Below are 26,817 nucleotides of genomic sequence, written 5' to 3'. Positions count from 1 at the left end.
TCGGCTCCCTAGTGGGCCACCGCGGCCGCGCCGTGCTCGTCGACGAGCGCGCCGGTGGTGAAACGGTCGAGCGAGAAGGGGGCGTTGAGCGGGTGGGGGGTGTCATGGGCGATGGTGTGGGCGTAGACCCAGCCGACCCCCGGAGTGGCCTTGAAACCACCCGTGCCCCAGCCGCAGTTGAGATAAAGGTTGTCGACCGGGCTCAGGCCGATGATCGGCGAGGCGTCGGGGCTCGTGTCGACGATGCCGCCCCAGGTGCGCAGCACGTGGGCACGGGCGAAGACCGGGAAAAGCTCCAGGGCCGCCGACATCTGCTCCTCGATGATGTGGAACGCGCCGCGCTGGGTGTACGAGTTGTACGAGTCGATGCCCGCGCCCATCACCAACTCGCCCTTGTGTGCCTGGCTGACGTACACATGGACCGCGTTGGACATGACGACCGTCGGGTGCACCGGTTCCAGGAGTTCGGAGACCAGCGCCTGCAACGGGTGGCTCTGCAGCGGGAGTTCGATGCCCGCCATGGCGGCGAGGACCGAGGTGTGGCCGGCCGAGCACAGGGCTACCTTGCCCGCCGCGATGGGGCCCAGAGTGGTCTGGACTCCGACCACCCGGCCGCCGACCACATCCAGGCCCGTGACCTCGCAGTTCTGGATGATGTCGATTCCGGCGGCGTCCGCCGAGCGGGCCAGGCCCCAGGCGACGTGGTCGTGTTTGGCGATGCCGGCGCGCGGTTGATAGGTGGCGCCCAGGACCGGATAGCGCACGTCCGGGGAGATGTTGACGATCGGGCAGACCTCCTTGACCCCGTCCGCGTCCAACCACTCCGCGTCCACGCCGTTCAGGCGGTTCGCCTCGACCCGGCGCACGCTGTCGCGGACGTCCTGGAGGCTGTGGGCGAGGTTCAGTACGCCTCGCTGGGAGAAGAGGATCGGGTAGTCCAGCTCCTCCGCCAGGCCCTCCCACAGCTTGAGCGCGTGCTCGTAGATGCCGGCGCTCTCGTCCCAGAGGTAGTTGGAGCGGATGATCGTGGTGTTGCGGGCCATGTTGCCGCCCGCGAGCCAGCCCTTCTCCAGTACGGCGACGTTGGTGATGCCGTGGTTCTTCGCCAGGTAGTGGGCGGTGGCGAGGCCGTGGCCGCCGCCGCCCACGATGACGACGTCGTAACTGCGCTTCGGCTCGGGTGTGCGCCACAGCCAGTCGGGGTGCTCGGGGAGCTCGGCGCCGGGGGTGCGGGGGCTCATCAAACGTCTCCGTCTTCGGACAGGTGCGGATAGAGCGGGTGCTTGGCGGCCAGTGCCTCGGTGCGGGCACGCAGGGCGGCGACGTCCGGCTCGGCCTGGAGCGCCAGCGCGATCACGTCCGCGACCTCGGCGAAGTCCTCCTCGGTGAGGCCACGGGTGGCCAGCGCCGGGGTGCCGATGCGCAGGCCCGAGGTGACCATGGGCGGGCGCGGGTCGAAGGGCACGGCGTTGCGGTTGACGGTGATGCCGATCTCGTGGAGGAGGTCCTCGGCCTGCCGGCCGTCCAGCTCCGAGTCGCGCAGGTCGACCAGGACCAGGTGGACGTCCGTGCCGCCGGTCAGCACCCGGACCCCGGCCGCCGCCGCGTCGGGCCGCGTGAGGCGCTCGGCCAGGACGCGGGCCCCGGCCAGCGTGCGGGCCTGGCGCTCCGCGAACTCCGGTGACGCCGCCACCTTGAAGGAGACCGCCTTGGCGGCGATGACGTGCTCCAGCGGGCCGCCCTGCATGCCGGGGAACACCGCCGAGTTGATCTTCTTGGCGAGGTCGGCCTCGTTGGTGAGGATGACCCCGCCGCGCGGGCCGCCGAGCGTCTTGTGGGTGGTCGTGGTGGTGACATGGGCGTGCGGTACGGGGTTGGGGTGCAGCCCGGCGGCGACCAGACCGGCGAAGTGCGCCATGTCGACCATCAGCAGGGCGCCCACCTCGTCGGCGATCCGCCGGAAGGCCGCGAAGTCCAGTTGCCTCGGGTACGCCGACCAGCCCGCGATGATCATCTTGGGGCGGTGTTCCTTGGCGAGCTGCTCGACCTCGTCCATGTCGACGAGGTTGTCGGCCTCGGACACGTGGTACGGCACCACGTTCAGCATCTTGCCGCTGTAGTTGAGGCGCATGCCGTGGGTGAGATGCCCGCCGTGCGCGAGGTCGAGGCCGAGGATCGTGTCGCCGGGCTGGAGCAGCGCGAAGAAGACGGCGGTGTTCGCCTGGGCGCCGGAGTGCGGCTGGACGTTGGCGAACCCGGCGCCGAAGAGGGACTTGATCCGCTCGATGGCGAGCCGCTCGGTGACGTCGACGTGTTCGCAGCCGCCGTAGTAGCGGCGGCCGGGGTAGCCCTCGGCGTACTTGTTGGTCGCGACCGAGCCCTGGGCCTCCATCACCGCGGTGGGCGCGAAGTTCTCGGAGGCGATCATCTCCAGGGTGGACTGCTGGCGGTGCAGTTCGGCGCGGAGGGCTGCGTGGACCTCGGGGTCCAGCTGCGCCAGGGGGGTGTTCAGCGCGTTCATACGGCGTTCGCGTTCCTCTCGGCGGCCTCGACGACATTGGCGAGCAGCATGGCCCGGGTCATGGGGCCCACACCTCCGGGCATCGGCGCGAGCCATCCGGCCACCTGAGTGGCGTCCGGGTGCACATCGCCGACCAGCCCGTGGTCGGTGCGGGTGATTCCGACGTCCAGGACGGCCGCGCCGGGGCGCAGCATGTCCTTGGTGATCAGTCCGGGCGAGCCGGCGGCCGCGATGACGATGTCGGCCTCGCGTACGTGCCAGGCCAGGCCCTTGGTTCCGGTGTGGCAGAGGGTGACCGTGGCGTTCTCGGACCTGCGGGTGAGGAGCAGCCCGATGGGCCGTCCTACGGTGATGCCGCGTCCGATCACGCACACCCGCGCTCCCGCGAGCGGGACGTCGTACCGGCGCAGGAGTTCGACGATGCCGCGCGGGGTGCAGGGCAGCGGGGCCTCGACGCCCAGCACGAGCCGGCCGAGGTTGACGGGGTGCAGGCCGTCGGCGTCCTTGGCCGGGTCCATGCGTTCCAGTACGGCGCTGGCATCCAGGTGGCGCGGGAGCGGGAGCTGGACGATGTAGCCGGTGCAGGCCGGGTCGGCGTTGAGTTCGTCGATGACGTCCTCGACCTGCTGCTGTGACGCGTCGGCGGGCAGGTCTCGGCGCATCGAGGCGATGCCCACCTGTGCGCAGTCGCGGTGCTTGCCTGCGACGTAGGCGCGGCTGCCCGGGTCGTCGCCGACCAGGACGGTGCCGAGCCCCGGCATCCGGCCGCCTGTCGCGGTCAACTTGGCCACGCGCTCGGCGAGTTCGCGGCGGATGTCGGCTGCGGTCGCCTTGCCGTCGAGCAGTTGTGCGGTCACCGGCGGTGTTCCTTCCCTACGGTCAGCCACGAAGGCGGGACATGGTCGGGTCGAACAGGGGCTCCTCGGCGACCACTGCCTCGACGCGCTGGTCGAAGTAGCCGATCTGCACGGCGGTGCCGGGGGTGGTCAGTGCCGTGGGCAGCCACGCGTAGGCGATGCCCTTGCCGATCGTGTAGCCGTAGGCGGCGCTGGTGACGTAGCCGACGGGGCTCTCGCCGTCGTACACCGGCTCCTTGCCCAGGACGACGGCGCGCGGGTCGTCGATCGTGAGGCAGGTCAGTTTCCGCCGGACGTCGGCCTTGCGGCGCTCCAGCGCGGCCTTGCCGATGAAGTCGTCCTTGTCGGCCTTGACGGCGAAGCCGACACCGGCCTCGTAGGGGTCGTGCTCGTAGGTCATGTCGGTGCCGAAGGAGCGGTAGCCCTTCTCCAGACGGAGGCTGTTGAAGGCGCCGCGGCCGGCCGCGATGCCGCCGAGGGGCTCGGCCGCCCGCCACAGGGTGTCCCACAGCTTCTGGCCGAGGTCGGCGGTGGTGTACAGCTCCCAGCCGAGCTCTCCGACGTAACTCAGGCGCATCGCGGTGACGGGGACGGAGCCGATGTCGGCGCGCTTGGCGCGGAAGTACTTCAGCCCGCTCGCCGAGAAGTCCGCGTCGGTCAGCGGCTGCAGGACATCGCGGGCGAGCGGGCCCCACAGGCCGATGCAGCAGGTGCCGGGGGTGATGTCGCGGACCTGGACCGTGCCGTCGGCGGGGAGGTGGCGGGTGAACCAGTCGAGGTCCAGGTTGCTGTTGGCGCCGACCTGGAAGAGGTCGGGGGCCAGCCGGGCGACGGTGATGTCGCTGCGGATGCCGCCGTCGTGGTCGAGGAGCAGGGTGTAGGTCACCGAGCCGACGGACTTGGCGACCTTGCCGGTGCACAGCCGCTCCAGGAAGCCGGCGGCACCGCGGCCGCTGACCTCCAGCCGCTTGAGGGCCGTCATGTCGTACATCGCGACGGTCTCGCGGGTGGTCTGGGCCTCGGCGCCGACGATGGGCGACCAGTACCGCGCGGCCCAGTCGTTGGGGGTGACGAGGGAACGGCCCTCGACCAGCCTCGCGTTGGCCTCGTACCACTGCGGGCGCTCCCAGCCGTTCGCCTCCAGGAAGAAGGCGCCCAGCTTCTGCTGGCGGGCGTGGAACGGGCTCATGCGGATCGGGCGCGGGTCCCCCGACGGCTGCAGGGGGTGCAGGATGTCGTAGACCTCGACGAAGTTCTGGCAGTCGCGGGCCAGCACGTACTCCGGGGAGAGCTGGTGCGGCTCGAAGCGGTTGACGTCGCACTCGTGCAGGTCGAAGGACGAGCAGTGACCGTCCACCAGCCATTCGGCCACGGCCCGTCCCACGCCCGCGGAGTGGGTGACCCAGACGGCCTCGGCGACCCAGAAGCCCTTGACGTCCGGGGACTCTCCGAGGAGGGGCAGGCCGTCGGTGGTGAAGGAGAACAGGCCGTTGATGCCCTCCTCGACCTTGGCGTCCTTCGTCGCGGGGAGCAGGGACTGGGTCTCGGTCCACGCCTGCGCGAAGTCGTCCTCGGTGAACTTCAGGACGGACGGCATCCCGTCGGCCTCGTCCACGGGGAGGATCTCGTCGGCGGTGATGGGCATGGGGCGGTGGCCGTAGTAGCCGATGCCCAGGCCGTCGAAGCGGTCGCGGTAGTACAGGTCGGCGTCCTGGTGGCGCAGGATCGGGCGCACCGCCTCCTCCGTCTGGCCCGCGAGCGCCGGTATCGGGCCGGTCCAGGCGAGCTGGTGGCCGAGCGGGGTGAGCGGGAGGTTCATGCCGACCATGCGGGCGATCTTCGGGCCCCAGATGCCGGCGCAGCACACGACGATGTCGGCGGGGATCTCGCCCTGGTCGGTGAGGACGCCGGTGACCTCGCCGTCGGCCTTCGTCACGTCCAGTACTTCGTGGCGGGCGAGGAAGCGCACTCCGCGCTCGGTGGCCCGGCGGATCTGCGCCTCGACGGCGAGGACGGCCTTGGCGAGCCCGTCCGTCGGGACCAGGAGGCCGGCGAGGATCTTGTCCGGGTTGACGAGCGGGTGCTGTTCGACGCACTCCTCGGTGCTCAGCAGCCGGCTCTCGATGCCCCAGGAGGTGAGCCAGCCGTGGCGGCGGTGGAGTTCCGCGACGCGCTCCGGGGTGGTCGCCACTTCGAGGCCGCCGACCTGGAGGAAGCAGGGTTGGCCGTCGACGTCGAGGGAGGAGAACTTCTCGACCGTGTAGCGGGCCAGCTCGGTCATGGTCTTGGAGGAGTTCGTCTGGAAGACCAGGCCCGGAGCATGCGACGACGATCCCCCGGTGGCGGGCAGCGGGCCCTGGTCGACCACGGTCACTTCGGTCCAGCCGCGCGCGGAGATCTCGTCGGCGAGCGCCGCCCCCACGACGCCCGCTCCGATGATGACCACCCGGGGTCCCGCCATCGCCGCACCTCCGACACTGAAAGCGATTGAGTTGCTGTCTACGCAACATGATTCAGGTTGCGCAACTCAATGTGCCTGCCGTGGGGGTGGGTGTCAAGAGGTCCAGGACGTCGGAAAACCACTCCCGACGCGGCTGGGAGAACACCCCGGACACGACGCGGCCCGGCAGGCTGACAGCGCAGCCTGCCGGGCCTTTTCCGGCGGTTTCCCAGGGCGGTCCAGTGCCCTACTTGATCCAGGCGTCGACCTTGCCGCGGTTGGCCTCGACCCACTTCTTCGCCGCCGCCTCGGGCGACATCTTGTCCACCGCGATGTACTTGGCCACGGTGTTCTGATCGTCGTTCGTCCAGGTGAAGTTCTTCACCAGGTCATAGGCCGGGCTGCCCGACTTGGCGAACTTCGCGCTGACGATCTTGTCGAGGTTGTAGACGGGGTAGTCACAGGCCACCTTCTCCGCATCGGCGTCACAGCCCGCCTTGTACTCCGGCAGCTTGACCTTCACCAGCGGCACCTCGGACATGAACCACTGCGGCTCGTAGAAGTAGCCGATCACCCATTCCTTGTTCTTCTCGGCGTTCCGGAAGGCCTGGATGAGCGCGGTCTCGCTGCCCGCGTACACCACCTTGAAGTCCAGCTTCAGGTTCTTCACGAGAGCCTCGTCGTTCGTGACGTACGACGGGTCGCCGTCGAGGAGCTGGCCCTTGCCGCCCGACTCGGAGGTCTTGAACTTGGACGCGTACTTGTCGAGGTTGTTCCAGTCGGTGATGTCCGGGTGCGCCTTCGCCAGCCACGGCGGCACATACCAGCCGATCAGGCCTTTGTTGCCGGTCTGGCCGGCCTCCGCGGCGGTCTTCTGGTCGGTGATGTACTTCTTCTTCAGGTCGTCGTGGCCCCAGTTCTCGATGACGGCGTCGACCTCGCCCGTCCCGAATCCCTGCCAGGCGATCTCTTCCTTCAGATCCTTCTTGGTGACCTTGCAGCCGAGGTCGTGCTCCGCGACGTACGCGACGACCGCCGCGTCCGCCTCGTAACCCACCCACGGGTTGACAGCGAGGTTGAAGGTGCCGCACTTGCCCGAGCTCCCCGAGCCGCCGGCGCTGTCGTCACCGACTTTCGCACCGCCGCAGGCCGTGAGGGTGAGGCCGAGAACCGCCATGCCGACCGCGCCGGCCCGCCAGTGTCTTGCCATGGTGTCGTGCTCCTTATGCAATGGTGCGGCGAGCCGCCGCCTGAGTGATCCGGTCGAACATGACGCCGAGCAGGACGATGGCGAGACCGGCCGCCAGCCCCTTGCCGTACAGCTGCCCCTGCGAGAAGCCGGCCACGACGTCGTAGCCGAGGGCGCCCGCGCCCACCAGGCCGCCCACGACGACCATGGACAGCACGTAGATCAGCCCCTGGTTGGTCGCGAGCGTCAGGGCGTTGCGCGACATCGGCAGTTGAACCTTGGTGATGATCTGCCAGGTGTTGCACCCGGTGGACATCGCCGCTTCGACGGTGGTCGCGGGCACGGCCCGCACCCCGTCCGCGATGATCTTGATGGCGACCGGGGCCGCGTAGACGACGGCGGCGACGATGGCCGTGAACCGTGTCGCGCCGAACAGCGCGAGGAACGGCACGAGATAGACGAACGGCGGCATGACCTGGGCCGCGTCGAGGGTCGGCCTGAGCAGCCGGTCCACGAGCATGCTGCGCCCCATCCACACCCCGAGGACGACACCGAGCAACATCACCAGCACCGTCGCCACGGCGGTCGACGCCAGTGTGGTCATGCCGTCCGACCACACGCCCGTGCCGACCAGCAGTCCCACGCACACGACGGTGGTGACCCCGGCGCGCCTGCCGCCGAGCACCGCGCCGATTCCGACCAGCGCCGCACCGACGAGCCACCACGGGGAGTCGGTCAGCAGGGTCTGGAACGGATTGAGCAGACCGTTGGTGAGGGCGTCGCGGAAGCCGTTCGTCAGGCCCGACAGGTTGTCCTGTGCCCAGGTGGTCACGTCGTCCGCCGCCTTCGCGATGGTGCTGCCGGTGCCGCCCTCACCGGGAAACTCCGCCGCCCACATGTACGTGTGCGACAGATACACCAGAACCGCCGCCGCGACTCCGCCGCCCAGCAGCAGCTGCCGCCGCCACTTGAGGAAGCGGTTCCCCGAGCGCCGGGCCGCCTCCGCCCGTCCGCTGGCAGCGGTGGTCACCCGGTCCAGCACGATGGCCATGACGACGATGGCCAGACCGGCGTTGAACGCCGTTCCCACGTCCAGCGACTGCAGCGCCTGGACGACGGTCTTTCCGAGGCCGGGTGCGTCGATCAGAGCCGCGATGGTCACCATGGCCAGTGCGGCCATGATGGTCTGGTTGACGCCCATCACCACGGTCCGCTTGGACATCGGCAGCAGGACCTTCAGCAGCGTCTGACGGCGCGTGGCCCCGAGGGAGTCGGCCGCCTCGACCGTCGTCCCCGGTACGGAACGGATGGCGTGCGCGGTGATGCGGATGGCCGGCGGTGCCGCGTAGATCAGTGTGGCGATCGTCGCGGAGGCGGGACCAATGAGGAAGAAGAGGGTCAGAGGAGCCAGGTAGACGAAGGTCGGCATCGTCTGCATGAAGTCCAGGAAGGGCGTGACGATCCGGTTGACCCGGTCCGACAGCCCCGCCCACACGCCCAGGGGAATCGCGAACAGCAGCGCCACCGCAACCGCGGAGAGGGTGAGGGCCAGGGTGTCCATGCTCTCCTGCCACAGGCCCTGCAGCCCGAGAAAGGTGAAGCCGGCCACGGCCAGGAGCGCGACACGCCAGTTCCCCACGGCCCAGGAGACGTACCCGGTCAGGCCGACGACACCGAGCCAGCCGATCTGCGGCACCGGCCGGTCGCCGGACGGCTGGGAGACCAGTTCTTGGACGAAGGTCACCAGGCCGTCGATGACCAGGCGGATCTCGTTGAAGAAGTACAGGAAGAGCGGGTTGGAATTGCGGTCCGCACCGATCGCGTCGTTGACGTCGTTGAACCAGCGGTGCAGATCGGTGAGATCCGCCGCCGCCAGCGACAGGGTCTGCTTTCCGCGCAGTACCGCAAAGAGAACCAGCCAGACGACCAGGATCGCGGCCAGCACCATCCGACGGCTGACCCTGCGCGCGCTCGCGACGGGCGGCGCGGTCTGCTCCACCGTCTCCGTCTTCTCCGGTTTCTCGATGGCGACCGTCATCACCTGTCACCTTCCTGCCCGGCGACCACCGCGAGGATCTCCTCGTCACCGACGATGCCGAGCAGCTTGCCGTCCTCGACGACCTTGACCGGCTTCTCGGCGGCGAGCACCGCCCGGGTGGCCTCCCGCACCACGACGTCCGGTCCCAACTCCGGCCCGTCCAGGGGGTCGTCGGGCTCCGCCGGGCGCATGATCCAGCGCAGGGTCAATACGTCGCCGCGCGGCACGTCCTTGACGAAGTCGCGCACGTACTCGTCGGCGGGGGCGCCGACCAGTTCGTCGCCGGTACCGCACTGGACCATCCTGCCGTCGCGCATGATGAGGATGCGGTCGCCCAGCTTCAGCGCCTCGGAGAGGTCATGGGTGATGAACACCATGGTCTTGCCGACCTCGTGGTGCAGGCGGATGACCTCGCTCTGCATGTCACGGCGGATCAGCGGGTCGAGCGCGGAGAACGGCTCGTCGAAGAGGAGTACGTCCGGGTCGCCGGCCAGCGCCCGGGCGAGACCGACGCGCTGCTGCATACCGCCGGAGAGCTGGTCGGGGTAGGAGTTCTCGTACCCGGACAGGCCCACGAGTTCGACGACTTCCAGCGCCCGCTTGATGCGCTCGGCCCTGCCCATGCCGCAGATCTCCAGCCCGAACGCCACGTTGTCGACGACGCGGCGGTGGGGCAGCAGACCGAAGTGCTGGAAGACCATGGAGAACTTGCTGCGCCGCAGTTCACGCAGGCGCCTCGCGTCAGCGTCCCGGATGTCCTCGCCCTCGAAGACGATCTCACCGGCGGTGGGCTCGATGAGCCGGGTCAGACAGCGCACCAGGGTGGACTTGCCGGAGCCGGACAGGCCCATGACGACGAAGACCTCGCCGGGCGCGACCTCGAAGTGCACGTCGCGCACGGCGGCGGTACAGCCCGTGCGGTCCATCAGTTCGCGGCGGGTGAGCCCGCACAGTTCCTCGGAGTCCGGTACCTGGTCCGCCTTCGGTCCGAACACCTTCCACAGGTTGCGCACGGATATGACCGGTGTGGGGGCCGAGTCCTCGGGGGTGGCGCGCCGCCTCTGTGCATCGGTCTGCGTTGGGGTCATGGTTGACCTCTTTTCGGCGTTCAGCCGCTGAACCAGTGTTGCGGCCTGGGTTGGATGTTCTGCCAGATGTGCTTGGGCTCCCGGTACTCGTCCAGGCCTGTCGGTCCCAGTTCCCGGCCCACGCCGGAATGCCCGAAGCCACCCCATTCGGCCTGGGGCACGTAGGGGTGGTAGTCGTTGATCCACACCGTGCCGTGGCGCAGCCGCCGGGCGACCCGCTGGGCCTTTCCGGCGTCCTGCGTCCAAACGGCCCCCGCGAGTCCGTACTCGGTGTCGTTGGCGATGCGTACGGCGTCGTCCTCATCGGTGAAGCGCTCCACGGTGAGGACGGGTCCGAAGGACTCCTCGTGCACCACCCGCATGTCCTGCCGGCACTCGTCGAGCACGGTGGACGGGTAGTAGTGGCCGTTCGCCAGTGCCGGGTCGCCGGGACGGGCGCCGCCGCAGCGCAGTACGGCGCCTTCGGCCAGGCCGGCCGCGACGTACGCCTCGACCTTCGCCAGGTGCTGTGCGGAAATCAGCGCTCCGGTCTGCGCCCGGGGATCGAAGGGGCCACCGAGGCGGATCTGGCGGGCGCGGCGCACGACCTCGTCGACGAAGCGGTCGTGCAGCGAGTCCTCGACGATCAGCCGGGCGCCGGCCGAGCAGACCTGCCCGGAGTGCAGGAAGACGGCCGTGAGCGCGAAGTCCACGGCGGTCTCGAAGTCGGCGTCGGCGAAGACGACGTTGGGGTTCTTCCCGCCGAGTTCCAGCGCGACCTTCTTCACGGTCGCGGCGGCGGTCGCCATGATCCGTCTGCCGGTGTCCAGCCCGCCGGTGAAGGAGATCATGTCGACGGCCGGGTCCTCGGCGAGCGGCGCGCCCACCTCGGGTCCGGTGCCCAGGACGAGGTTGGCGGCGCCGGCCGGCAGTCCCGCCTCCTCCAGTGCCTTGATCAGCAGGATCGAGGTGGAGGGGGTGAGTTCGCTGGGCTTGAGGACGATCGTGTTGCCCGCGAGAAGAGCGGGAGCGACCTTCCAACTGGCTTGGAGCAGTGGGTAGTTCCACGGGGTGATCAATCCGCACACGCCGATCGGCTCGTACACGACGCGACTGACGGCGTCGTCGCGGCCGGTGTCGATCACGCGGCCGGCGTCGGTGCCGCCGAGCCCGCCGTAGTAGCGGAAGCAGGAGACGACGTCGGCGATGTCGTACTCGCTCTCCACCAGCCGTTTGCCGGTGTCCAGCGATTCGGCGCGGGCGAACTGCTTGGCGTCGCGCTCGACGAGGTCGGCGGTGCGCAGCAGCAGCGCGCCCCGCTCGCGTTCGGGGGTGCGCGGCCACGGGCCTTCGTCGAAGGCCCGGCGGGCCGCGGCGATGGCGGCCTCGGTGTCGGGACGCGTCCCTTCGGATACGGTCGCGGAGAGGGTGCCGTCAGCGGGACAGCGGATGTCCCGGTGCCCTCCGGCCACCGGATCCCGCCATTCCCCAGCCACATACAGGTCTGCCACGTCGGGAGCCCTTCGAGCTTTCGTTGCGCATTACGCATCGTATTGCTTCTGGTGGAACACTCTGGGGAATGCGGAACCCCACGTCAAGGGGTTGGCGGGTGACGGTTTAGCCAAGCGCGCGGCCGCCAGGACACCCTGTGCGGAGTCCGGACACAGCTGATTTCCGATCCAAGCACGAACGGAGAAGTCTGTGTTACGACAGTCGGTCGAGCAGAGCGCGGCGCCATCGCTCGGTCTCGGCGATCTGGTTGAAGGTGAAGAGGTGCAGGCCCGCCACTTTGGCCGAGGGCTCGGTGAGGGCCTCGGCGCCGCGTGCGAGCAGCCGCTCGGGCGAGTAGCCGCCGGGGGCCGCGAAGCGCAGGAACCAGGAGGGGTGCCTGGTCAGAAAGCGCGTCGACTCACCCACGCCGATCTTCGTCGCCATGGACAGCAGCTTCGCCCGCTGCACCGGCCCCGCGACGCCCACATGAACGGGCAGGGCCACGTCGCGGCGGCGTATCCGGGCGACCCAGTCGCCCAGCACCCGCGGGTCGAAGCAGAGGTTGCTGACGATGTACGTGGCGTGCGCTCGCTTGTCCCACATCGCCTGGACGGTGAGGTCGTCGTGGAGAAGCGGATGGCTCTCGGGGTAGCCGGTGATGCCGACCCGGGCGAACGGGCTGCCCAGCTCACCCAGTCTGCGCAGCACCGGCAGCGCCCCGTCGTAGGCCCCGGCCGGCGGATCGGCGTCGCCCGCCGGAACGAAGACGTCGTCGACACCCGCCCCGCGGAGCCGGTCGATCACGTCCTTGAGGTGCGCGTCGTCCCGCAGCAGCCGCGCGGTCACGTGCGGGACGACGCGGTAGCCGTGCGCCGCGAGCCGGCAGGCGAGGTCGAGCGTCGGCTCCAAGCCCTTGACCGGCGACGCCGTCACGGTGACGACGACATCGCGCGGGACATGGGCGAGGACCTTGTCCTCGGTCGACTTCGCCGGCAGCACCTCGTAGCGGACGCTGTCCAGCAGGGCGCGGAGGCCCTCGGCGCCCAACGCCTACCCCGCCTGCCGCGCGTCGCGGTGCCGGTAGTACACGGCCTTGGAGGGCGGCAGCGGCTCCTTGCCGAGGATGAGGTCCGCCGCCTTCTCCGCGATCATCATCACCGGCGCGTAGATGTTGCCGTTCGTGACGTAGGGCATCACGGACGCGTCGACGACACGCAGCCCCTCCACTCCGTGCACGCGCATGCTGGTGGGGTCCACGACGGACATCTCGTCGGTGCCCATCTTGCAGGTGCAGGAGGGGTGCAGGGCGGTCTCGCCGTCCTTGGCGACCCAGGCGAGGATCTCCTCGTCGGTCTGGACCGAGGGTCCGGGCGAGATCTCCCCGTCGTTGTACGGGGCCAGGGCGGGCTGGCCGAGCAGCTTGCGGGCGACCCGGACCGCCTCGACCCACTCGCGGCGGTCCTGTTCGGTGGACAGGTAGTTGAAGCGCAGCGCCGGGTGCTCGTCCGGGTCCTTGCTCCTGATCTTCACCGAGCCGAGCGCGTCGGAGTACATGGGCCCGACGTGCACCTGGTAGCCGTGTCCGCCCTCGGGCACGGAACCGTCGTAGCGGACCGCGATGGGCAGGAAGTGGAACATCAGGTTGGGATAGTCCACGTCCTCATTGCTGCGGGCGAAGCCGCCCGCCTCGAAGTGGTTGGTCGAGGCGGGTCCCTTGCGGAAGAGCCACTGCAGGCCGATGAAGGGAGCCCGCCACTTCGCCAGGTACGGCTGCATGGAGACGGGCTGCTTGCAGGCGTACTGGATATACACCTCCAGGTGGTCCTGCAGGTTCTCGCCCACACCCGGGAGGTCGTGGACGACGTCGATGCCGAGCGCGCTCAGTTCCTCCGCGTTGCCCACGCCGGAAAGCTGCAGGAGCTGGGGGGAGTTGATGGCGCCGCCGCAGAGGATGACCTCACGGGCACGCACCTGCCGGGGCTTGCCACGGCCGCGCCGGTATTCGACGCCTACGGCCCGCTTGCCCTCGAAGAGGACCCGGGTGACGAGGGCACGGGTCGTGATGGTGAGGTTGGGCCGCTTCTTCGCGGGCTTGAGGTACGCCTTCGAGGCCGACAGCCGGCGTCCTCGGTGAACATTGCGGTCGAAGGGGGCGAAACCCTCCTGCTGGTAGCCGTTGACGTCGTCGGTGCGGGGCTGGCCCGCCTCCTGGACAGCCGCGAGGAAGGCGGTGAACAGCGGGTTGGAGGCGGGGCCGCGCTCCAGGACGAGAGGGCCGTCGTGGCCGCGGAACTCGTCGTCCGGGTCGGCCGCGAGACAGTTCTCCATCCGCTTGAAGTAGGGCAGACAGTGCGCGTAGTCCCAGATCTCCATGCCGGGGTCGGCGGCCCAGCGCTCGTAGTCCAGGGGGTTGCCGCGCTGGAAGATCATGCCGTTGATGCTGCTGGAGCCGCCCAGCACCTTGCCGCGCGCATGGTAGACACGCCGGCCGCCCATGTGGGGCTCGGGTTCGGACTCGTACTTCCAGTCGTAGAACCGGCTGCCGATCGGGTAGGTCAGCGCCGCGGGCATGTGTATGAAGACGTCCCACGGGTAGTCGGGTCTTCCGGCTTCCAGAACCAGCACCCGGTTGCCCGGGTCCGCGGAGAGCCGGTTGGCCAGTGCGCTGCCGGCCGATCCGCCGCCGACGATGACGAAGTCGTACTGCACAGGAGCCATGATGCCTCGTCTCGCTCGTGCCCTAGATATACGCGGCATGCTAGTACGAGTACCGCCATGCGCACCAGGTTGCGGACGACGCAACTTGCCTGTCGGTGCGTCAGTTCTGTGACTGCGAGGCCACGGCCGATATTTACTGTGGGTATAGTTTCGCTGTGAGCAACTACAGTCCGGATAACGAAACGACAAGTTCACAGAACGGCGGAGTCCAGTCCGTCGACCGCGCCATCAACGTGCTGGAAATCCTGGCGCAGCGCGGCGAAGCCGGCGTGAGCGAGGTGGCCGCCGAGATCGACGTGCACAAGTCCACCGCGTTCCGGCTGCTCGGCGCCCTGGAGACGCGTGGCCTGGTGGAGCAGGCGGGCGAGCGCGGCAAATACCGCCTGGGCTTCGGGATCGTACGGCTCGCCGGCGCGGTGACCGGCCGCATCGACCTCACCCAGCAGAGCCGCCCGGTCTGCGAGCGTCTGGCCGAGGAACTCGGCGAGACCGTCAACATCGCCGTGATGCAGGAGCAGTACGCGATCAACCTCTACCAGGTGCGCGGACGCGGCGCCATCACCGCATACAACTGGGTCGGCCAACTGACCCCGCTGCACGCCACCTCCAGCGGCAAGATCCTGCTGGCCCACATGCCCGCCAAGAAACGCACGGCACTCCTGTCCGAGGCCGGCCTGAAGAAGATGGCCCCGGGCACCCTGACCGCGAAGACCAAGCTGGAGAAGAATCTCGCCGAGGTCCGGGACCGCGGCTACTCCTGGACACTGGAGGAGCTGGAAGAGGGTCTCCACGCGATGGCGGCACCGGTCCGCGACCGTGACGGAGAGGTCATCGCCGCACTCAGCGCCTCCGGACCCGCGTACCGGCTCACCGAGGAACGCATGCACGAACTCGCCCCGGTGCTCGTCCAGGGCGCCGAGGAGATCAGCCACCGGATGGGCTATCTGGGCTGAGGCCGGCGCACCACCGAGCACCGGCCCGCCGGACAACCGCCGCTACTGCGAATGCCCCGCCCCCAGACGTCGCTGTACGAAGTCGTGGAACTCTCCGATGTGGTGCTCACTGGGCACCAGAACGCCGCCCTTGGCGTACAGCCGGGAGCTCATCGCGGGCTGGCACCGCTCGCATGCGTCGAAGTCCTGCCGGTTGACGCGGTCGAAGAGCTCGACCGACCGGCTGACATCCTTCCCGCTGTCGACGACGTGCTTGAGGTAGAGCCAGTCGCACTCGACGATCGTGCGGTCCGCGGCGACCGGGTACATCCGGTGGAAGATCACATGGTCGGGCACGAGGTTGATGAACACCTGCGGCCTGACGGTGATCGCGTAGTAGCGGCGGTCCTGGTCCTCGGTGACCCCCGGGATACGGTCCAGCCCTTCGGAGCCGTCGACGGTGAAGCCCTTGACCTCGGCGCCGAACTCCGCGCCGTGACCGACGTAGTACTGAGCGGCATACCCGTCGGCGAACTCCGGGAGCACCTCGGTGAGTTCGGGGTGGATCGTCGCGCAGTGGTAGCACTCCATGAAGTTCTCGACGATGAGCTTCCAGTTCGCCTTGACGTCATAGACGATCCGCCGGCCGACCTCGAGGTTCTCGATGTCGTAGTGCTCGATGGACTCGGTGTCGCCGAGACGTGCGACCACGTCCTGCACGACCTCCTCGAAGGGAGGCGGGTTCTCCGCGAGGCACACCCACACGTAGCCGAGCCACTCACGCGTGGCCACGCTCGCCAAGCCGTACTCCGTGCGGCCGACGTCGGGCATCTTGGTGAGGTTGGGCGCCGCGACGAGCTTGCCCGTCAGGTCGTACGTCCAGGCGTGGTAAGGGCACTGGAAGGCGCGCTTCACCTCGCCGGCCTCCTCCGTGCAGAGCTTGGCTCCGCGATGCCGGCAGACGTTGAAGAAGGCGCGTATCGAGTGGTCCCGTGCGCGGGTGATCAGGATGCTCTCGCGCCCCACCTCGACCGTCCGGAAGGCCCCGGGTCCGGCCAGGTCGGAGGAGCGCACGGCGCAGAACCACATGGCTTCGAAGATGCGCTCCTGCTCCTGGGCGAAGATCCCGGGATCCGTGTAGGAGGAGCCGGGGAGAGTGGCGATCAGACTGTCGGGCAGGCTGGTCGAGGTCACAGGGCACTCCTCGGGGAACGTCAGGGATCGGTCATTCGCACGCCGGGAAGAACGACACCGGACGTCATTTCGCTTGGAGAAACACTGCGCGCAATACGCAACAGTAGAGTGATGTGCCGCGGGGACGGTGTCAAGACACTGCGGCCGCGAGCTGCTTGCGCCACCGCATGAACAGCCGCGGCTGGTTCATCCCGAGCACGGCGACCGGCTGCCCGGCACGCCGGTAGACGGCCAGGACGTTGCGGTCGTCCGGGGCGCCTTCCTCGATCGTCACACTGTCGGCGCCGGCGGCGTGACCGGCGAACTGGATCTTCACACCGTACTGGTCCGACCAGAAGTACGGCGGCCGGGGCATCCCGGGTTCCACCGCGCCCCCCGCCAGCAGTGTGGCAATGGCCGCATCGGGGCGTTCCCGCGCACCGGTCCAGTGTTCGACGCGGCGATGGGCGCCCGCACGGGGGTCGTACCAGTTGGCGCAGTCACCGACCGCGACCACGCCGGCCAGGCTGGTGCGGCCGTCCGCACCGCAGGTGACGCCGTTGTCGAGCGCGACGCCGGATCCCTCCAGCCAGTCGACGCACGGGCGTGCGCCCACACCGACGACGACGATGTCGGCGGGGATGCTGCGGCCGTCCTCGAGCAGGACGGCATCGACCCTCCCCCGGACTTCGCCCGGGGGGAGCCCCATCTCGCTTCGCTCGTCGCCGCTCAGCCCCTTCACGCCCACGCCGCACAGCAGCCGTACGCCGTGGTCCGTGTGGAGGGCGGAGACGATGCCGCCCATGGTCTCTCCGAGCGGTCCGGCCAGCGGCGTCGGCGCCGCCTCGACGACCGTCACGTCGAGTCCCAGAGCGTAGGCGGTGGAGGCGACCTCGGCGCCGATGAAACCGCCACCGATCACCACCAGCCTTCCCCCCAGAGCCAGTTCGTCCCGCAGGGCGCGGGCGTCGTCCAGCGTGCGCAGGGCGTGCACACCGGCCAGACCCTCCGTGCCCGGCAGTGCCCGCGCGGCCGCGCCCGTCGCGATGACGATGCCGTCGGCCCGGATTTCCCGCCCGTCGGCGAGCCGCACGGCGCGGCGGGCGCTGTCGAGTCCGGTGGCGCGGGCTCCGAGCACCCACTCCGCCCGCAGATCCTCGTCGTCCGTCTCCAGCGCGAGATCGGCTTCAGCCATGGTGCCGGCCAGGAACTCCTTGGACAGGGGCGGCCTGTCGTACGGGCGGTGCACTTCGTCGCCGATGACGACCAGCCGCCCGTCGTAGCCCTGCTTGCGCAGCGAGCGCGCCGCCGACAGACCGGCCAGCGACGCGCCCACCACCGCCACTGTCCTCACGCGAGAGCCCCGGCGAGCCGAGCTGCGACGCAGGGCGGCAGGTTGGGGGCGGCCGTGGACAGCCGGACGTAGATCATGCCGTCCTCGACGACGACCTGGTGGGTCCGGACGGGGCGCTTGGCCGGCGGAGCATCGACGGCGCCGGTCTTCAGGTTGAACTTGGAGGCGTGCAGTGGGCATTCGACCTCGCAGCCCTCCAGCCAGCCGTCGGCGAGCGAGGCGTCCTGGTGGGTGCAGGTGTCGTCAATGGCGAAGAGCTCGCCGTCGTCGGTGTGGAACACCGAGACCGGCGGCTCGATGTCGAGCCGGAGGGCCTCTCCTCGCGGAAGATCCACGAGTCGGCACGCGGGAATCATCATGACACCTCGGTGCGTATAGCGAAACGGATTGCGGTTAACGCAACGCCAGTTTGAAGGCGGCCCCAACCCCTGTCAAGACATCCAGAGGGCGAGCCGCCTCTCACATCCACGTCGCTCATGGCGGAACTTCGTGCGCGAAAAGCAACACACCGTGCCGACGGACCCACGGCGACGATCAGCGTCTTCGACATGGTCGAGGTGGGCGTCGGCCGATGTGCTCCGTCGGCACGAGGAGACCTCACGCGGCGGTCAGAACCCGCGGTCGATCCACTTCTGGAGATGCGGGGCCTCTGCGGCGACGGTGGTCGTCCCTCCGTGACCGGTGTGCACGACCGTGTCTCCCGGCAGCGTCAGGAGTCGGTCCCGGATCGAGTCGACGATGGTGCCGAAGTCGCTGTACGACCTCCCGGTGGCCCCCGGCCCGCCCGCGAAGAGCGTGTCACCGCTGAAGAGTGCCTTCAGGGCGGGCGCGTACAGGCAGACCGCCCCGGGGGCGTGGCCGGGCGTGTGCAGTACCGTCAGCTCGACACCCGCCACGGCGACGACCAGCCCGTCGGCCAGTTCACCGTCGGGCGCCCGCTCGGGATGGGTCTGTTTCCACAGCGCCAGGTCGTCTCCGTGGAGCAGGATCGGAGCACCGGTGCGCGCGGAGAGTTCGGGTGCGGCATCGATGTGGTCATTGTGGGCGTGGGTGCACACGATGGCCCGCAGCGTGCGTCCGCCGAGCGCTTCGGCGATCGCGTCGGCGTCGTGCGCGGCGTCGATGACGACGGCCTCGGTGTCGTCACCGACGATCCACACGTTGTTGTCGACGTCCCAGGTACCGCCGTCCAGTGAGAACGTGCCCGAGGTGACGAGGTGTTCGATGCGCGCGGCCGCCATCAGAAGACCACCACCGAGCGCAGCACGTCGCCGTCGTGCATCCGCTCGAAGGCCTTCTCGACCTCGTCGAGGGCGATGGTCTCCGTCACGAACGCGTTCAGGTCCAGCCGGCCCTGCAGATACAGGTCGATGAGCATCGGGAAGTCGCGGGAGGGCAGGCAGTCGCCGTACCAGGAGGACTTCAGCGCGCCACCCCGCCCGAACACGTCCAGCAGCGGGAGTTCGAGCTTCATCTCCGGCGTCGGCACGCCGACCAGGACGACGGTGCCGGCCAGGTCGCGCGCGTAGAACGCCTGCTTGTACGTTTCCGGACGGCCGACGGCCTCGATCACCACATCGGCGCCGAAGCCGCCGGTCAGCTCGCGTACGGCCGCCACGGGATCAGCCTGCGTGGAGTTGACCGTGTGGGTCGCTCCGATCCGCGTCGCGGTGTCGAGTTTCCTCTCGTCGATGTCGACGGCGATGATCTTGGCGGCTCCGGCGAGCCGCGCGCCGGCGATCGCCGCGTCTCCCACCCCTCCGCAGCCGATGACCGCCACAGTGTCACCGCGTCCGACGTTGCCCGTGTTGATGGCCGCGCCGATGCCCGCCATCACTCCGCATCCGAGCAGGCCGGCGGCGGCCGCGGATGCCGCCTGGTCGACCTTGGTGCACTGTCCCGCCGCCACCAGCGTCTTCTCCGCGAACGCGCCGATCCCCAGGGCCGGAGACAGCTCGGTGCCGTCGGCCAGGGTCATCTTCTGCCGCGCGTTGTGCGTGTTGAAGCAGTACTGCGGTCGCCCCCGCCGACAGGCCCGGCACTGCCCGCAGACGGCACGCCAGTTGAGGATGACGAAGTCACCCGGGGCGATGTCGGTGACATCGTCCCCGACCGCCTCCACGACACCCGCGGCCTCGTGCCCGAGCAGGAACGGGAAGTCGTCGTTGATGCCACCCTCGCGGTAGTGCAGATCGGTGTGGCAGACCCCGCACGCCTCGACCTTCACCAGCGCCTCCCCCGGACCCGGGTCGGGGACGATGATCGTCTCCAGACTGACGGGGGCACCCTTCTTTAGCGCGACGACAGCGCGAACGTGGTGAGCCATGGCTACTCCTCAGCTGGTACGAGATCCAAGTCAAGCGTTTCTCATTGCGGTATCTATCTCGCATGCCGCAACAAAGCATCATGGAAAGGCGAGCGGCGGTCAAGGAATGTTTCCGCTCGAATCCGGGGCGGCTACTGGGCCGGGGTGGAGGTTTCGAGACTCCAGCGGGCGGTCACCCGCACCGCGTCGACGGTCGAGGCGACGTCGTGCACGCGGACACACCAGGCGCCCTGCACGGCGGCGAGGACGGACACCGCGGACGTGGCCGCGTCCCGCAGAGGGGCCGGACGGGGCCGGCCCGTCGCCGGGTCGGCCAGCAGCTGCCCCAGAAAGGACTTCCGAGCCGCGCCCACGAGCACCGGATGCCCGAGCGCGGCGACCTCCCGGAGACGTCCCAGCACCTGCCAGTTGTGGTCGGGAGCCTTGGCGAACCCCAGCCCCGGATCGAGGATGAGGCAGTCCGGCGACACCCCGGCCCGCTCAGCCGCCTCGATCCTCAGCCGCAACTCGTCGACGACGTCGTTGACCACGTCGTCGTACAGGGCCTTCGCCTGCATGTCGACGGCGTGCCCACGCCAGTGCATGACCACGTACGGCGTCCCGGCCTGCGCCATCAACGGCAGCATCCCGGGGTCGGCAAGGCCGCCCGAGACATCGTTGACCAGCCGTGCGCCGGCCTCGAGCGCGCGGGCGGCGACCTCGGCCCGCATGGTGTCGACACTGACCGGCGCGCCGACGGCTGCGAGTTCCCGCACGACCGGCAGAACGCGCCGCAGCTCCTCCTCGGCCGACGGACGCTCCGCGCCGGGGCGGGTCGACTCGCCGCCCACGTCCAGGATGTCCGCACCCTCGTCGAGCAGCGCGAGGCCGTGCGCGACGGCGCGCTCCGCGTCGAACCACATCCCGCCGTCGGAGAAGGAGTCGGGCGTGACGTTCACCACGCCCATGACCAGGGTGCGGGCGGGCCGGGGAAGGCCTCGCGGGTAGAGCACGGGAGCCACGGGAGCCCCTCGGCCCAGCGGGGTCGCGATGGTCATGCGGACCCGACCCGGGCCACGGTGGCGCAGAGCCGCCGACGCCGGGGCGTGAGGAGCCTGGTCCGGTCCAGGCCCAGTACGGCGACGGGGTTCCTTGCGCGGCGGTGGACGTCCGCCCCCAGGGCGAGCTCGGCCCCGTCCCTCGTGCCGGTGAGGAACTCCTTCGACAACGGCGGCCTGTCATAGGGGCGACGGGGTTTCTCGCCGATGACGACCAGCCGCCCGTCGTAGCCCTGCTTCCGCAACGAGCGCGCCGCCGACAGCCCGGCCGACGGGACGCCCAACACGGCCACTGTCCTCACGCGAGACCCCCGGCGAGCCGGGCCGCGACGCACGGCGGCAGGTTGGGGGCGGCCGTGGACAGCCGGACGTAGATCATGCCGTCCTCGATGTGGACCTCGTGGGTGCGGACCGGGCGCTTGGCCGGCGGAGCGTCGACCATTCCGGTCCGCAGGTCGAACTTCGAGGCGTGCAGCGGGCATTCCACCTCGCAGCCCTCCAGCCAGCCGTCGGCGAGCGAGGCGTCCTGATGGGTGCAGGTGTCGTCAATGGCGAAGACCTCGCCGTCGTCGGTGTGGAACACCGAAACCGGTGGATCTGTCTCGAGCCGGAGGGCTTCACCTCGCGGCAGATCCACGAGACGGCACGCGGGAATCATCATGACACCTCGTTGCGTATAAGGAAACCTAACTCTCTTTACGCAACAGAGTTTGCGGTGGGTCCGGAACCCTGTCAAGGGACCGGGAAACTGACCCCCAGCTTTGCGGCCGCCCGGGAGATTCCCTCCAGGAGCGGGGCATCGTTTCGGCAGTCCACTCGCCGACGTAGAAGGTCAGTTTCGCCACGTCGTCGAAGGAACCGCCGGCCTCGTCCAGTGCGGTGGCGATGTTGAGGTAGCACTGCTCAACCTGGGCGGCAAGGAGGACAGGGGGTCACCAGCGGGCAGCGGCCGGGCCGCTCTTGTCAGGCTCCGGCGCCGCCGTCGACTGGCAAGATCGCGCCGGTCACGTACGAGGACCGGTCGCTGAGCAGCCACGCGGCCGCCTCGGCGATCTGCCGGGGCTACGCGGTCCGCTACGGAGTCGAGGGCACCATCAACGAGTTCGGCCACGGACACGGCATGCGCCACTGCCGCTACCGAGGACAGCCGAAAACTCATCTGCAACATGTACTTACGGCCATCGCCGTGAACATCGAACGGCTCAGCGGCCTGCCACCGACTGAGGAAACCCCCCTGACCACGGCCACCGACCGCCTTCCAGACCTTCCTGGACCAGCACGGCATAGCCCGGTCGAAGTCCTGGCGGACGCTGGGCAGTTCACCTCGACTGCTCCAAGATCCCCGACAGAGTCAAGCTAAGGACTCCTGACAAAAGTGGTGGGCTTGGCCTGGTCAGAGGTCGGTGTCGTGCAGGAGGCCGCCGGGTAGCGGGAGGCGGTCAGCCGCGTAATCGCACGCGATAATCCCGGCGACGTCGACGGTCATCCCGGGATACTGGTCGCCCATGGATGAGGTCAAAGTCGTCGTCGCCCATTCCGAGCGCGCGACACTGCGCGTCGGCGACGTGTTCCTGAAGGTGGACGCCGATCAGGCGCGCATCGACGTCGAGGTCGAGGCGATGGCCCTGGCGCCGGTCCCGACCCCGGAGGTCCTGTGGTGTAAGCCGCCCGTGCTCGCGATGGCTGCACTCCCGGGGACGACGCTCGGGCGCCTCGGCGGGCCGTCGACCGGGTCGCCGGCGGCGTGGGCCGCGGCGGGCACCGCCATCCGAAAGCTGCATGACGCGCCGTTGCCGGCCCGGCCCGGCCGGGCCGGCCGGAGCATCGTCGCGCTGGCGGCGGAACTCGACGACGAGTGCGAGTTGCTCGTGACGAATTGCGTCCTGCCCGCCGACCTGGTCACCCGCAACCGCCACGTCGCCGAAGCCGCGCTCCGGCCGTGGACTCCGGCGTTCACGCACGGCGACCTGCAGATCGCGCACGTCTTTGTCGACGGCGACGAGGTCACCGGCATCATCGACTGGTCCGAGGCGGGCCAGGGTGATGCCCTGTACGACCTCGCCACCTTCACGCTCGGGCACGAGCAGCACCTCGACGACGTCATCGCCGGCTATGGCACCGACGTCGACCTCGACGTGATCCACGCGTGGTGGTCGTTGCGAAGCCTGCTGGGGGTTCGCTGGCTGATCGAGCACGGCTTCGACCCGTCCGCGCCGGGCTGTGAGGTCGACGTGCTGAGATCCCGGATGTGAGGCTGCACGGGCCCGACTACTGTGAGCGCCTTCTGACCCATCGAGCGCCTCGCTTACTCCCAACAAGGTGCGGTGCGCAGTCGTCGCCAGCAGATGACAGTGCAACCGAGGGTGACGAACGCGTGGTGGATGTCGTCGCGGATCTCCCAGCGGATACGAGGCGGCGGAACCAGTGCAGCAGCGCGATCGCTCCTTCGACGACCCAGCGGTACACGCCCAGGCCGGAGCCGCTGTCCGCGCTTGCCGCGGATCGGCGGGACGGCCTGGGTCAGCGGGATCAGTGGGGTGACGTCGCTGCGCTTGCCGCCGGTGGTGATTGCCGCGAGCGGGATACCGTGCGCCTCGACGATCAGGTGGTGCTTGCTGCCGGCCTTGCCCCGGTCCACCGGGGACGGACCGGTGGCCGGCCCGCCCTTCATCGCGCGTATGTGGCTGGAGTCGACCGCGGCGCGGGAGAAGTCCAGCAGATCTGCGGCCCGCAGCTCGGAGAGCAGCAGCTCGTGCAGGCGCTGCCAGACTCCGGCCTTGTTCCAGTCCCGCAGCCGTCGCCAGCAGGTCATCCCCGAGCCAAGCCCAGCTCCTGGGGCAGAAATTCCCAGCGGATCCCGGTGTACAGCACTCCGCATCTCGGGGGAACCTCACGGATGCTCAGTCCGGTGCCATGGAAGTGCGGTCTGGGGTAGCCAGGGCGGCTCCGGTGGTACTGAAGCCCTACGGCGGGGTGTCTCCGGTCCAGGGAAGAGACGCGGCAGCCGTCGGGCCTTGGATCGTGTGGCCGGAGCGTTCCCAGATGGGACCCTGAAGCGCCGGCTCGGGGAGGTCTTCGACGTCATACAGGCCGAGTTGCAAAAACGGGTTGCCGTTGAAGATCGTGCCGCGGATGCTTCCACCATGAAAATGCACGCCAACCAGCTGACGGTGTCACCTGAGGCGGTGCGCACGTTGGTGGAGCAGCAGTTTCCCGAGTGGCGAAGCCTGCCAGTCAGGAGCGTCGCTGGACAGGGTACGGTCAACGCCATCTTCCGCATCGGCGATCGGTTCACAGCTCGATTCCCTCTTGAGTCCGCAGATGTCGAGTCGACGCGTCGCTGGCTGGAGTCCGAAGCAGAAGCGGCTCGCGAGCTGGCAGGTCGCACTCGTTTCCCCACGCCCGAGCCGGTCGCGCTCGGTGAACCCGGGGCGGGCTACCCGCTTCCGTGGTCGGTGCAGACGTGGCTGCCCGGGATCGTGGCCGGCCACGAGGACCCAGGCGAATCGGTCGCGTTCGCCCGCGACTTGGCCGATCTCATCGGCGACCTGCGCGCAATCAACACGCGTGGCCGCACGTTTGCCGGCACGGGCCGAGGAGGCGACCTGCAATCCCATGACGCGTGGATGGAGACCTGTTTCAGGCACAGTGAGCAACTCCTGGATGTCCCATCGCTTCGCCGCACCTGGGCAACTTTGCGCAATTTGCCGCGAGGTGCAACTGAGGACGTCATGGCCCATTGCGATCTCATCCCTGGCAACGTCCTCGTGTCCGCCGGCCGGCTTGCGGGGATTCTCGACGTTGGCGGCTTCGGACCGGCTGACCCTTCTCTGGATCTCATCAGCGCATGGCATCTACTCGAGCCCGGGCCACGGCAGATACTCCGCGATCACCTGGGTTGCGACGACCTTGAATGGGAGCGAGGCAAGGCGTGGGCTTTCGTTCAAGCGATGGGATTGGTCTGGTACTACGTCGAAAGCAACCCGCCCATGAGCCGGATGGGTCAGCGATCCTTGGAACGCATCCTGGCGGACAAATCGCTCGCATGACTTGCTCGCCTTGGGCGCAAACTGCGCACCGCCCCTGCCCGCGCCACCCACCTGCTTCGCGCGCTGCTCGTCCTGGCGAACATCGAGGCCACTGCCGGCAAATGATCTCTACCGCAGGTAGCTCACGACCAGCACAAGCACCCGGAACAGCGTCACTGAGCCGGGATCGGCTGGGTGAGGTTCACCGGGTTGCCATCGGGGTCCTGGATGTGGGCGACGCGCTGTCCCCACGGCATGTCGTTGGGGCCGCCGCGGACTGAGCCGCCCAGCGCCGTTACCCGGCCGAGCGTCTCATCGACGTCGTCGACACCGATGCTGAGCAAGATCCGCGACGCCTCCTGATCCCCCGGGTTGGCCTTGGCCACCAGCCCGAGGTCGGTATCGCCGATGCGCAAGCCGAGGTAGAAGACCGGGCCTTCCTCCGGCACCCGGAAGATCTCCTCGGCACCGAACAATTTCGTATAGAAGCCGAGCAGGGCGTCGTGGTGGGCAGTCAAGATCACTGGCTGGATGGTGGACATGGCACTCCTGTCGAGAACGGTCGTGTCGCTGGGTGGACCGTTCGAGGACGGCGAACTCATCGGCAAAACCGCCCTGCCAGACGATCTACACCACAGACTGCCGCCCACGACCAACACGAGCACCCCGAAACGAGGTCACGCCACCCCGCTGACCAGCCACTTGAAGATGGCGGAGTTTCATTGATCTGGATCGGTTCGAGATCGCGAGTCAGCCGGTGGTTCTCGGCGATCGGCTGTGGATCCACACCGCTGAGCGACACGCTCGCCAGCAGCGTTACCGCATCACAGTGACGGGGCCCGACCCAGGCGTGCGGCCAGTCGACGACGAAGACACGGTCCGCGGTCAGCGTGATGTTGAACGGGTACAGGTCTCCGTGCAGCAGGGTGCTGCCAGCCAGGGAAGCGTACTGTTCCAGGGCGACGAGGTCGTCGAAATGGTGGGCTGCCCACGGCGACAGCTTCTCCACTCTCCTCGTGACAGCGCTATCCGCCATCACCTCCAGCCATCCCCCAGGCGCGGCTTGCTCAAGATCGCCTCGTCCACGGGCGATGGTGTCAGGACCTCGGCCATATCGGTGACTGCCGCGAGCACTCTGGTGAGTTCGTCAGGCTGCCACGGTTGTGCAGGTAGCCGTCCCGGGATCTCCTCGAAGACCAGCACCACCCAGGTGCCGTCGTCGTAGGCATCAAGCAACCGCGCGGCCGGCACCTCCCCGGGAAGCCGCTGCGAGACCGCGATCTCCCTGCGGTGGAAGTCCGCCGCTGCCGGATCCACCAGTGAGCTCGCTGCCTTGACGAACGCACGCCTGCCGTTCGCCAGGTGTACTCGTACGGCCATGCCTTCCGAGAAGCCACCTGGTTGGCTGATCGCGTCGGCCACCGGGCTGCCGAGCAACTGCTCGACCTGAGCGGACACCTGGGGAGGCATCGCGGCCCAACCTGCCGCAGTGCGTCGTTCGTCGCGATCACCGGTCATCGGGTTTCCCCTGTCTTCATGGCGATCATTCTGCGAGAGGGCCGTCCTCGTCTCCGGCAACTCCATCGGACTCTTGGACATGGGCCAAGGCCTGTCCGATCGGCGGGGAGGAACACCGGACAGGCCTT

Annotated in this window: 25 protein-coding genes and 3 pseudogenes; 4 read left to right on the top strand and 24 right to left on the bottom strand. The window is 68.9% G+C overall.

Annotated elements, in window-relative coordinates:
- Positions 1-8 precede the first annotated feature (8 nt).
- The 10 genes from ACFYO2_RS40035 to betA form a co-directional block, all read right to left on the bottom strand.
- Positions 9-1,241, bottom strand: coding sequence for a sarcosine oxidase subunit beta family protein (locus ACFYO2_RS40035; protein WP_388359724.1), 1,233 nt, complete (start codon positions 1,239-1,241; stop codon positions 9-11).
- Positions 1,241-2,521 carry a serine hydroxymethyltransferase gene (gene glyA / locus ACFYO2_RS40030; RefSeq protein WP_388359721.1) on the bottom strand — a complete coding sequence of 427 codons (1,281 nt, stop codon included), beginning with the start codon at positions 2,519-2,521 and terminating at the stop codon, positions 1,241-1,243. Before glyA ends, ACFYO2_RS40035 begins: the two co-directional genes overlap by 1 nt.
- Positions 2,518-3,378 (bottom strand): bifunctional methylenetetrahydrofolate dehydrogenase/methenyltetrahydrofolate cyclohydrolase, encoded by an 861-nt coding sequence (locus tag ACFYO2_RS40025; RefSeq protein ID WP_388359718.1) that lies wholly within the window; start codon positions 3,376-3,378, stop codon positions 2,518-2,520. The genes glyA and ACFYO2_RS40025 overlap by 4 nt, the downstream gene beginning before the upstream one ends.
- Positions 3,379-3,400: 22 nt before the next feature.
- Positions 3,401-5,839: an FAD-dependent oxidoreductase gene (locus ACFYO2_RS40020; protein WP_388359715.1), complete on the bottom strand. Its 2,439-nt coding sequence runs from the start codon at positions 5,837-5,839 to the stop codon at positions 3,401-3,403.
- 226 nt (positions 5,840-6,065) lie between these two features.
- Entirely contained in the window at positions 6,066-7,028 is a 963-nt protein-coding gene (locus tag ACFYO2_RS40015) for an ABC transporter substrate-binding protein (RefSeq protein ID WP_388359713.1), read from the bottom strand.
- Between the two features lie 13 nt (positions 7,029-7,041).
- Positions 7,042-9,045, bottom strand: coding sequence for an ABC transporter permease subunit (locus tag ACFYO2_RS40010; protein ID WP_388359710.1), 2,004 nt, complete (start codon positions 9,043-9,045; stop codon positions 7,042-7,044).
- A complete protein-coding gene (locus tag ACFYO2_RS40005; RefSeq protein WP_388359708.1) occupies positions 9,045-10,133 on the bottom strand; it encodes a glycine betaine/L-proline ABC transporter ATP-binding protein in 1,089 nt (362 codons plus the stop codon). Before ACFYO2_RS40005 ends, ACFYO2_RS40010 begins: the two co-directional genes overlap by 1 nt.
- Positions 10,134-10,153: 20 nt before the next feature.
- Complete coding sequence (locus ACFYO2_RS40000; protein ID WP_388359705.1) at positions 10,154-11,623, bottom strand: aldehyde dehydrogenase family protein; 1,470 nt, start codon at positions 11,621-11,623, stop codon at positions 10,154-10,156.
- A 193-nt stretch (positions 11,624-11,816) separates the two neighbouring features.
- The gene (locus ACFYO2_RS39995) at positions 11,817-12,650 is read right to left on the bottom strand and encodes a methylenetetrahydrofolate reductase (protein WP_388359702.1); all 834 of its coding nucleotides are present in this window, start codon (positions 12,648-12,650) and stop codon (positions 11,817-11,819) included.
- A gap of 3 nt (positions 12,651-12,653) precedes the next feature.
- Positions 12,654-14,321, bottom strand: a complete 1,668-nt coding sequence (gene betA, locus ACFYO2_RS39990; protein ID WP_388359699.1) for a choline dehydrogenase — start codon at positions 14,319-14,321, stop codon at positions 12,654-12,656.
- A gap of 155 nt (positions 14,322-14,476) precedes the next feature.
- On the opposite strand from betA, the gene ACFYO2_RS39985 reads away from it, so the two are divergent.
- On the top strand, positions 14,477-15,274 hold the full coding sequence (locus ACFYO2_RS39985) for an IclR family transcriptional regulator (RefSeq protein WP_388359697.1): 798 nt from the start codon (positions 14,477-14,479) through the stop codon (positions 15,272-15,274).
- A 42-nt stretch (positions 15,275-15,316) separates the two neighbouring features.
- Here ACFYO2_RS39985 and ACFYO2_RS39980 read toward each other — a convergent pair whose 3' ends face one another.
- The 10 genes and pseudogenes from ACFYO2_RS39980 to ACFYO2_RS39935 form a co-directional block, all read right to left on the bottom strand.
- Positions 15,317-16,447, bottom strand: coding sequence for an aromatic ring-hydroxylating dioxygenase subunit alpha (locus tag ACFYO2_RS39980; protein WP_388359694.1), 1,131 nt, complete (start codon positions 16,445-16,447; stop codon positions 15,317-15,319).
- A 130-nt stretch (positions 16,448-16,577) separates the two neighbouring features.
- The gene (locus ACFYO2_RS39975) at positions 16,578-17,780 is read right to left on the bottom strand and encodes an NAD(P)/FAD-dependent oxidoreductase (protein ID WP_388359692.1); all 1,203 of its coding nucleotides are present in this window, start codon (positions 17,778-17,780) and stop codon (positions 16,578-16,580) included.
- Positions 17,777-18,139, bottom strand: a complete 363-nt coding sequence (locus tag ACFYO2_RS39970) for a bifunctional 3-phenylpropionate/cinnamic acid dioxygenase ferredoxin subunit (protein WP_388359690.1) — start codon at positions 18,137-18,139, stop codon at positions 17,777-17,779. The genes ACFYO2_RS39975 and ACFYO2_RS39970 overlap by 4 nt, the downstream gene beginning before the upstream one ends.
- Before the next feature lie 249 nt (positions 18,140-18,388).
- Positions 18,389-19,021, bottom strand: coding sequence for an MBL fold metallo-hydrolase (locus tag ACFYO2_RS39965; protein WP_388359688.1), 633 nt, complete (start codon positions 19,019-19,021; stop codon positions 18,389-18,391).
- Complete coding sequence (locus tag ACFYO2_RS39960; RefSeq protein ID WP_388359685.1) at positions 19,021-20,106, bottom strand: S-(hydroxymethyl)mycothiol dehydrogenase; 1,086 nt, start codon at positions 20,104-20,106, stop codon at positions 19,021-19,023. The genes ACFYO2_RS39965 and ACFYO2_RS39960 overlap by 1 nt, the downstream gene beginning before the upstream one ends.
- A 131-nt stretch (positions 20,107-20,237) precedes the next feature.
- A complete protein-coding gene (folP, locus tag ACFYO2_RS39955) occupies positions 20,238-21,143 on the bottom strand; it encodes a dihydropteroate synthase (RefSeq protein ID WP_388359682.1) in 906 nt (301 codons plus the stop codon).
- On the bottom strand, positions 21,140-21,430 hold the full coding sequence (locus tag ACFYO2_RS39950; protein ID WP_388359679.1) for a hypothetical protein: 291 nt from the start codon (positions 21,428-21,430) through the stop codon (positions 21,140-21,142). The genes folP and ACFYO2_RS39950 overlap by 4 nt, the downstream gene beginning before the upstream one ends.
- Before the next feature lie 11 nt (positions 21,431-21,441).
- Positions 21,442-21,804: a bifunctional 3-phenylpropionate/cinnamic acid dioxygenase ferredoxin subunit gene (locus ACFYO2_RS39945; RefSeq protein ID WP_388359676.1), complete on the bottom strand. Its 363-nt coding sequence runs from the start codon at positions 21,802-21,804 to the stop codon at positions 21,442-21,444.
- A 74-nt stretch (positions 21,805-21,878) separates the two neighbouring features.
- Positions 21,879-22,063 (bottom strand): annotated as a pseudogene (locus ACFYO2_RS39940) (RidA family protein); the annotation flags it as partial.
- Between the two features lie 43 nt (positions 22,064-22,106).
- A pseudogene (locus tag ACFYO2_RS39935) lies at positions 22,107-22,205 on the bottom strand (SDR family oxidoreductase); the annotation flags it as partial.
- On the opposite strand from ACFYO2_RS39935, the gene ACFYO2_RS39930 reads away from it, so the two are divergent.
- Both ACFYO2_RS39930 and ACFYO2_RS39925 read left to right on the top strand, forming a co-directional pair.
- Complete coding sequence (locus tag ACFYO2_RS39930) at positions 22,168-22,503, top strand: transposase (RefSeq protein WP_388359781.1); 336 nt, start codon at positions 22,168-22,170, stop codon at positions 22,501-22,503. The pseudogene ACFYO2_RS39935 and the gene ACFYO2_RS39930 overlap by 38 nt on opposite strands.
- A 145-nt stretch (positions 22,504-22,648) precedes the next feature.
- Entirely contained in the window at positions 22,649-23,395 is a 747-nt protein-coding gene (locus ACFYO2_RS39925) for a phosphotransferase family protein (RefSeq protein WP_388359673.1), read from the top strand.
- A gap of 53 nt (positions 23,396-23,448) precedes the next feature.
- Here the strand turns inward: ACFYO2_RS39925 and ACFYO2_RS39920 are convergent.
- Positions 23,449-24,131: pseudogene (locus ACFYO2_RS39920) on the bottom strand (transposase).
- Between the two features lie 155 nt (positions 24,132-24,286).
- Here ACFYO2_RS39920 and ACFYO2_RS39915 point away from each other — a divergent pair.
- Positions 24,287-25,192, top strand: coding sequence for an aminoglycoside phosphotransferase family protein (locus ACFYO2_RS39915; RefSeq protein ID WP_388359778.1), 906 nt, complete (start codon positions 24,287-24,289; stop codon positions 25,190-25,192).
- Positions 25,193-25,344: 152 nt separating this feature from the next.
- Here ACFYO2_RS39915 and ACFYO2_RS39910 read toward each other — a convergent pair whose 3' ends face one another.
- The 3 genes from ACFYO2_RS39910 to ACFYO2_RS39900 are packed head-to-tail and all read right to left on the bottom strand — an operon-like array spanning position 25,345 to position 26,770.
- On the bottom strand, positions 25,345-25,713 hold the full coding sequence (locus ACFYO2_RS39910; protein ID WP_388359670.1) for a VOC family protein: 369 nt from the start codon (positions 25,711-25,713) through the stop codon (positions 25,345-25,347).
- Between the two features lie 56 nt (positions 25,714-25,769).
- The gene (locus tag ACFYO2_RS39905; RefSeq protein WP_388359667.1) at positions 25,770-26,180 is read right to left on the bottom strand and encodes a phosphotransferase; all 411 of its coding nucleotides are present in this window, start codon (positions 26,178-26,180) and stop codon (positions 25,770-25,772) included.
- Between the two features lie 26 nt (positions 26,181-26,206).
- On the bottom strand, positions 26,207-26,770 hold the full coding sequence (locus ACFYO2_RS39900; RefSeq protein ID WP_388359665.1) for a hypothetical protein: 564 nt from the start codon (positions 26,768-26,770) through the stop codon (positions 26,207-26,209).
- Positions 26,771-26,817: the final 47 nt, after the last annotated feature.

It is taken from the genome of Streptomyces sp. NPDC006602, from assembly GCF_042870385.1.
GTDB lineage: Bacteria > Actinomycetota > Actinomycetes > Streptomycetales > Streptomycetaceae > Streptomyces.
This window is presented reverse-complemented; position numbering and strand designations above follow the sequence as displayed.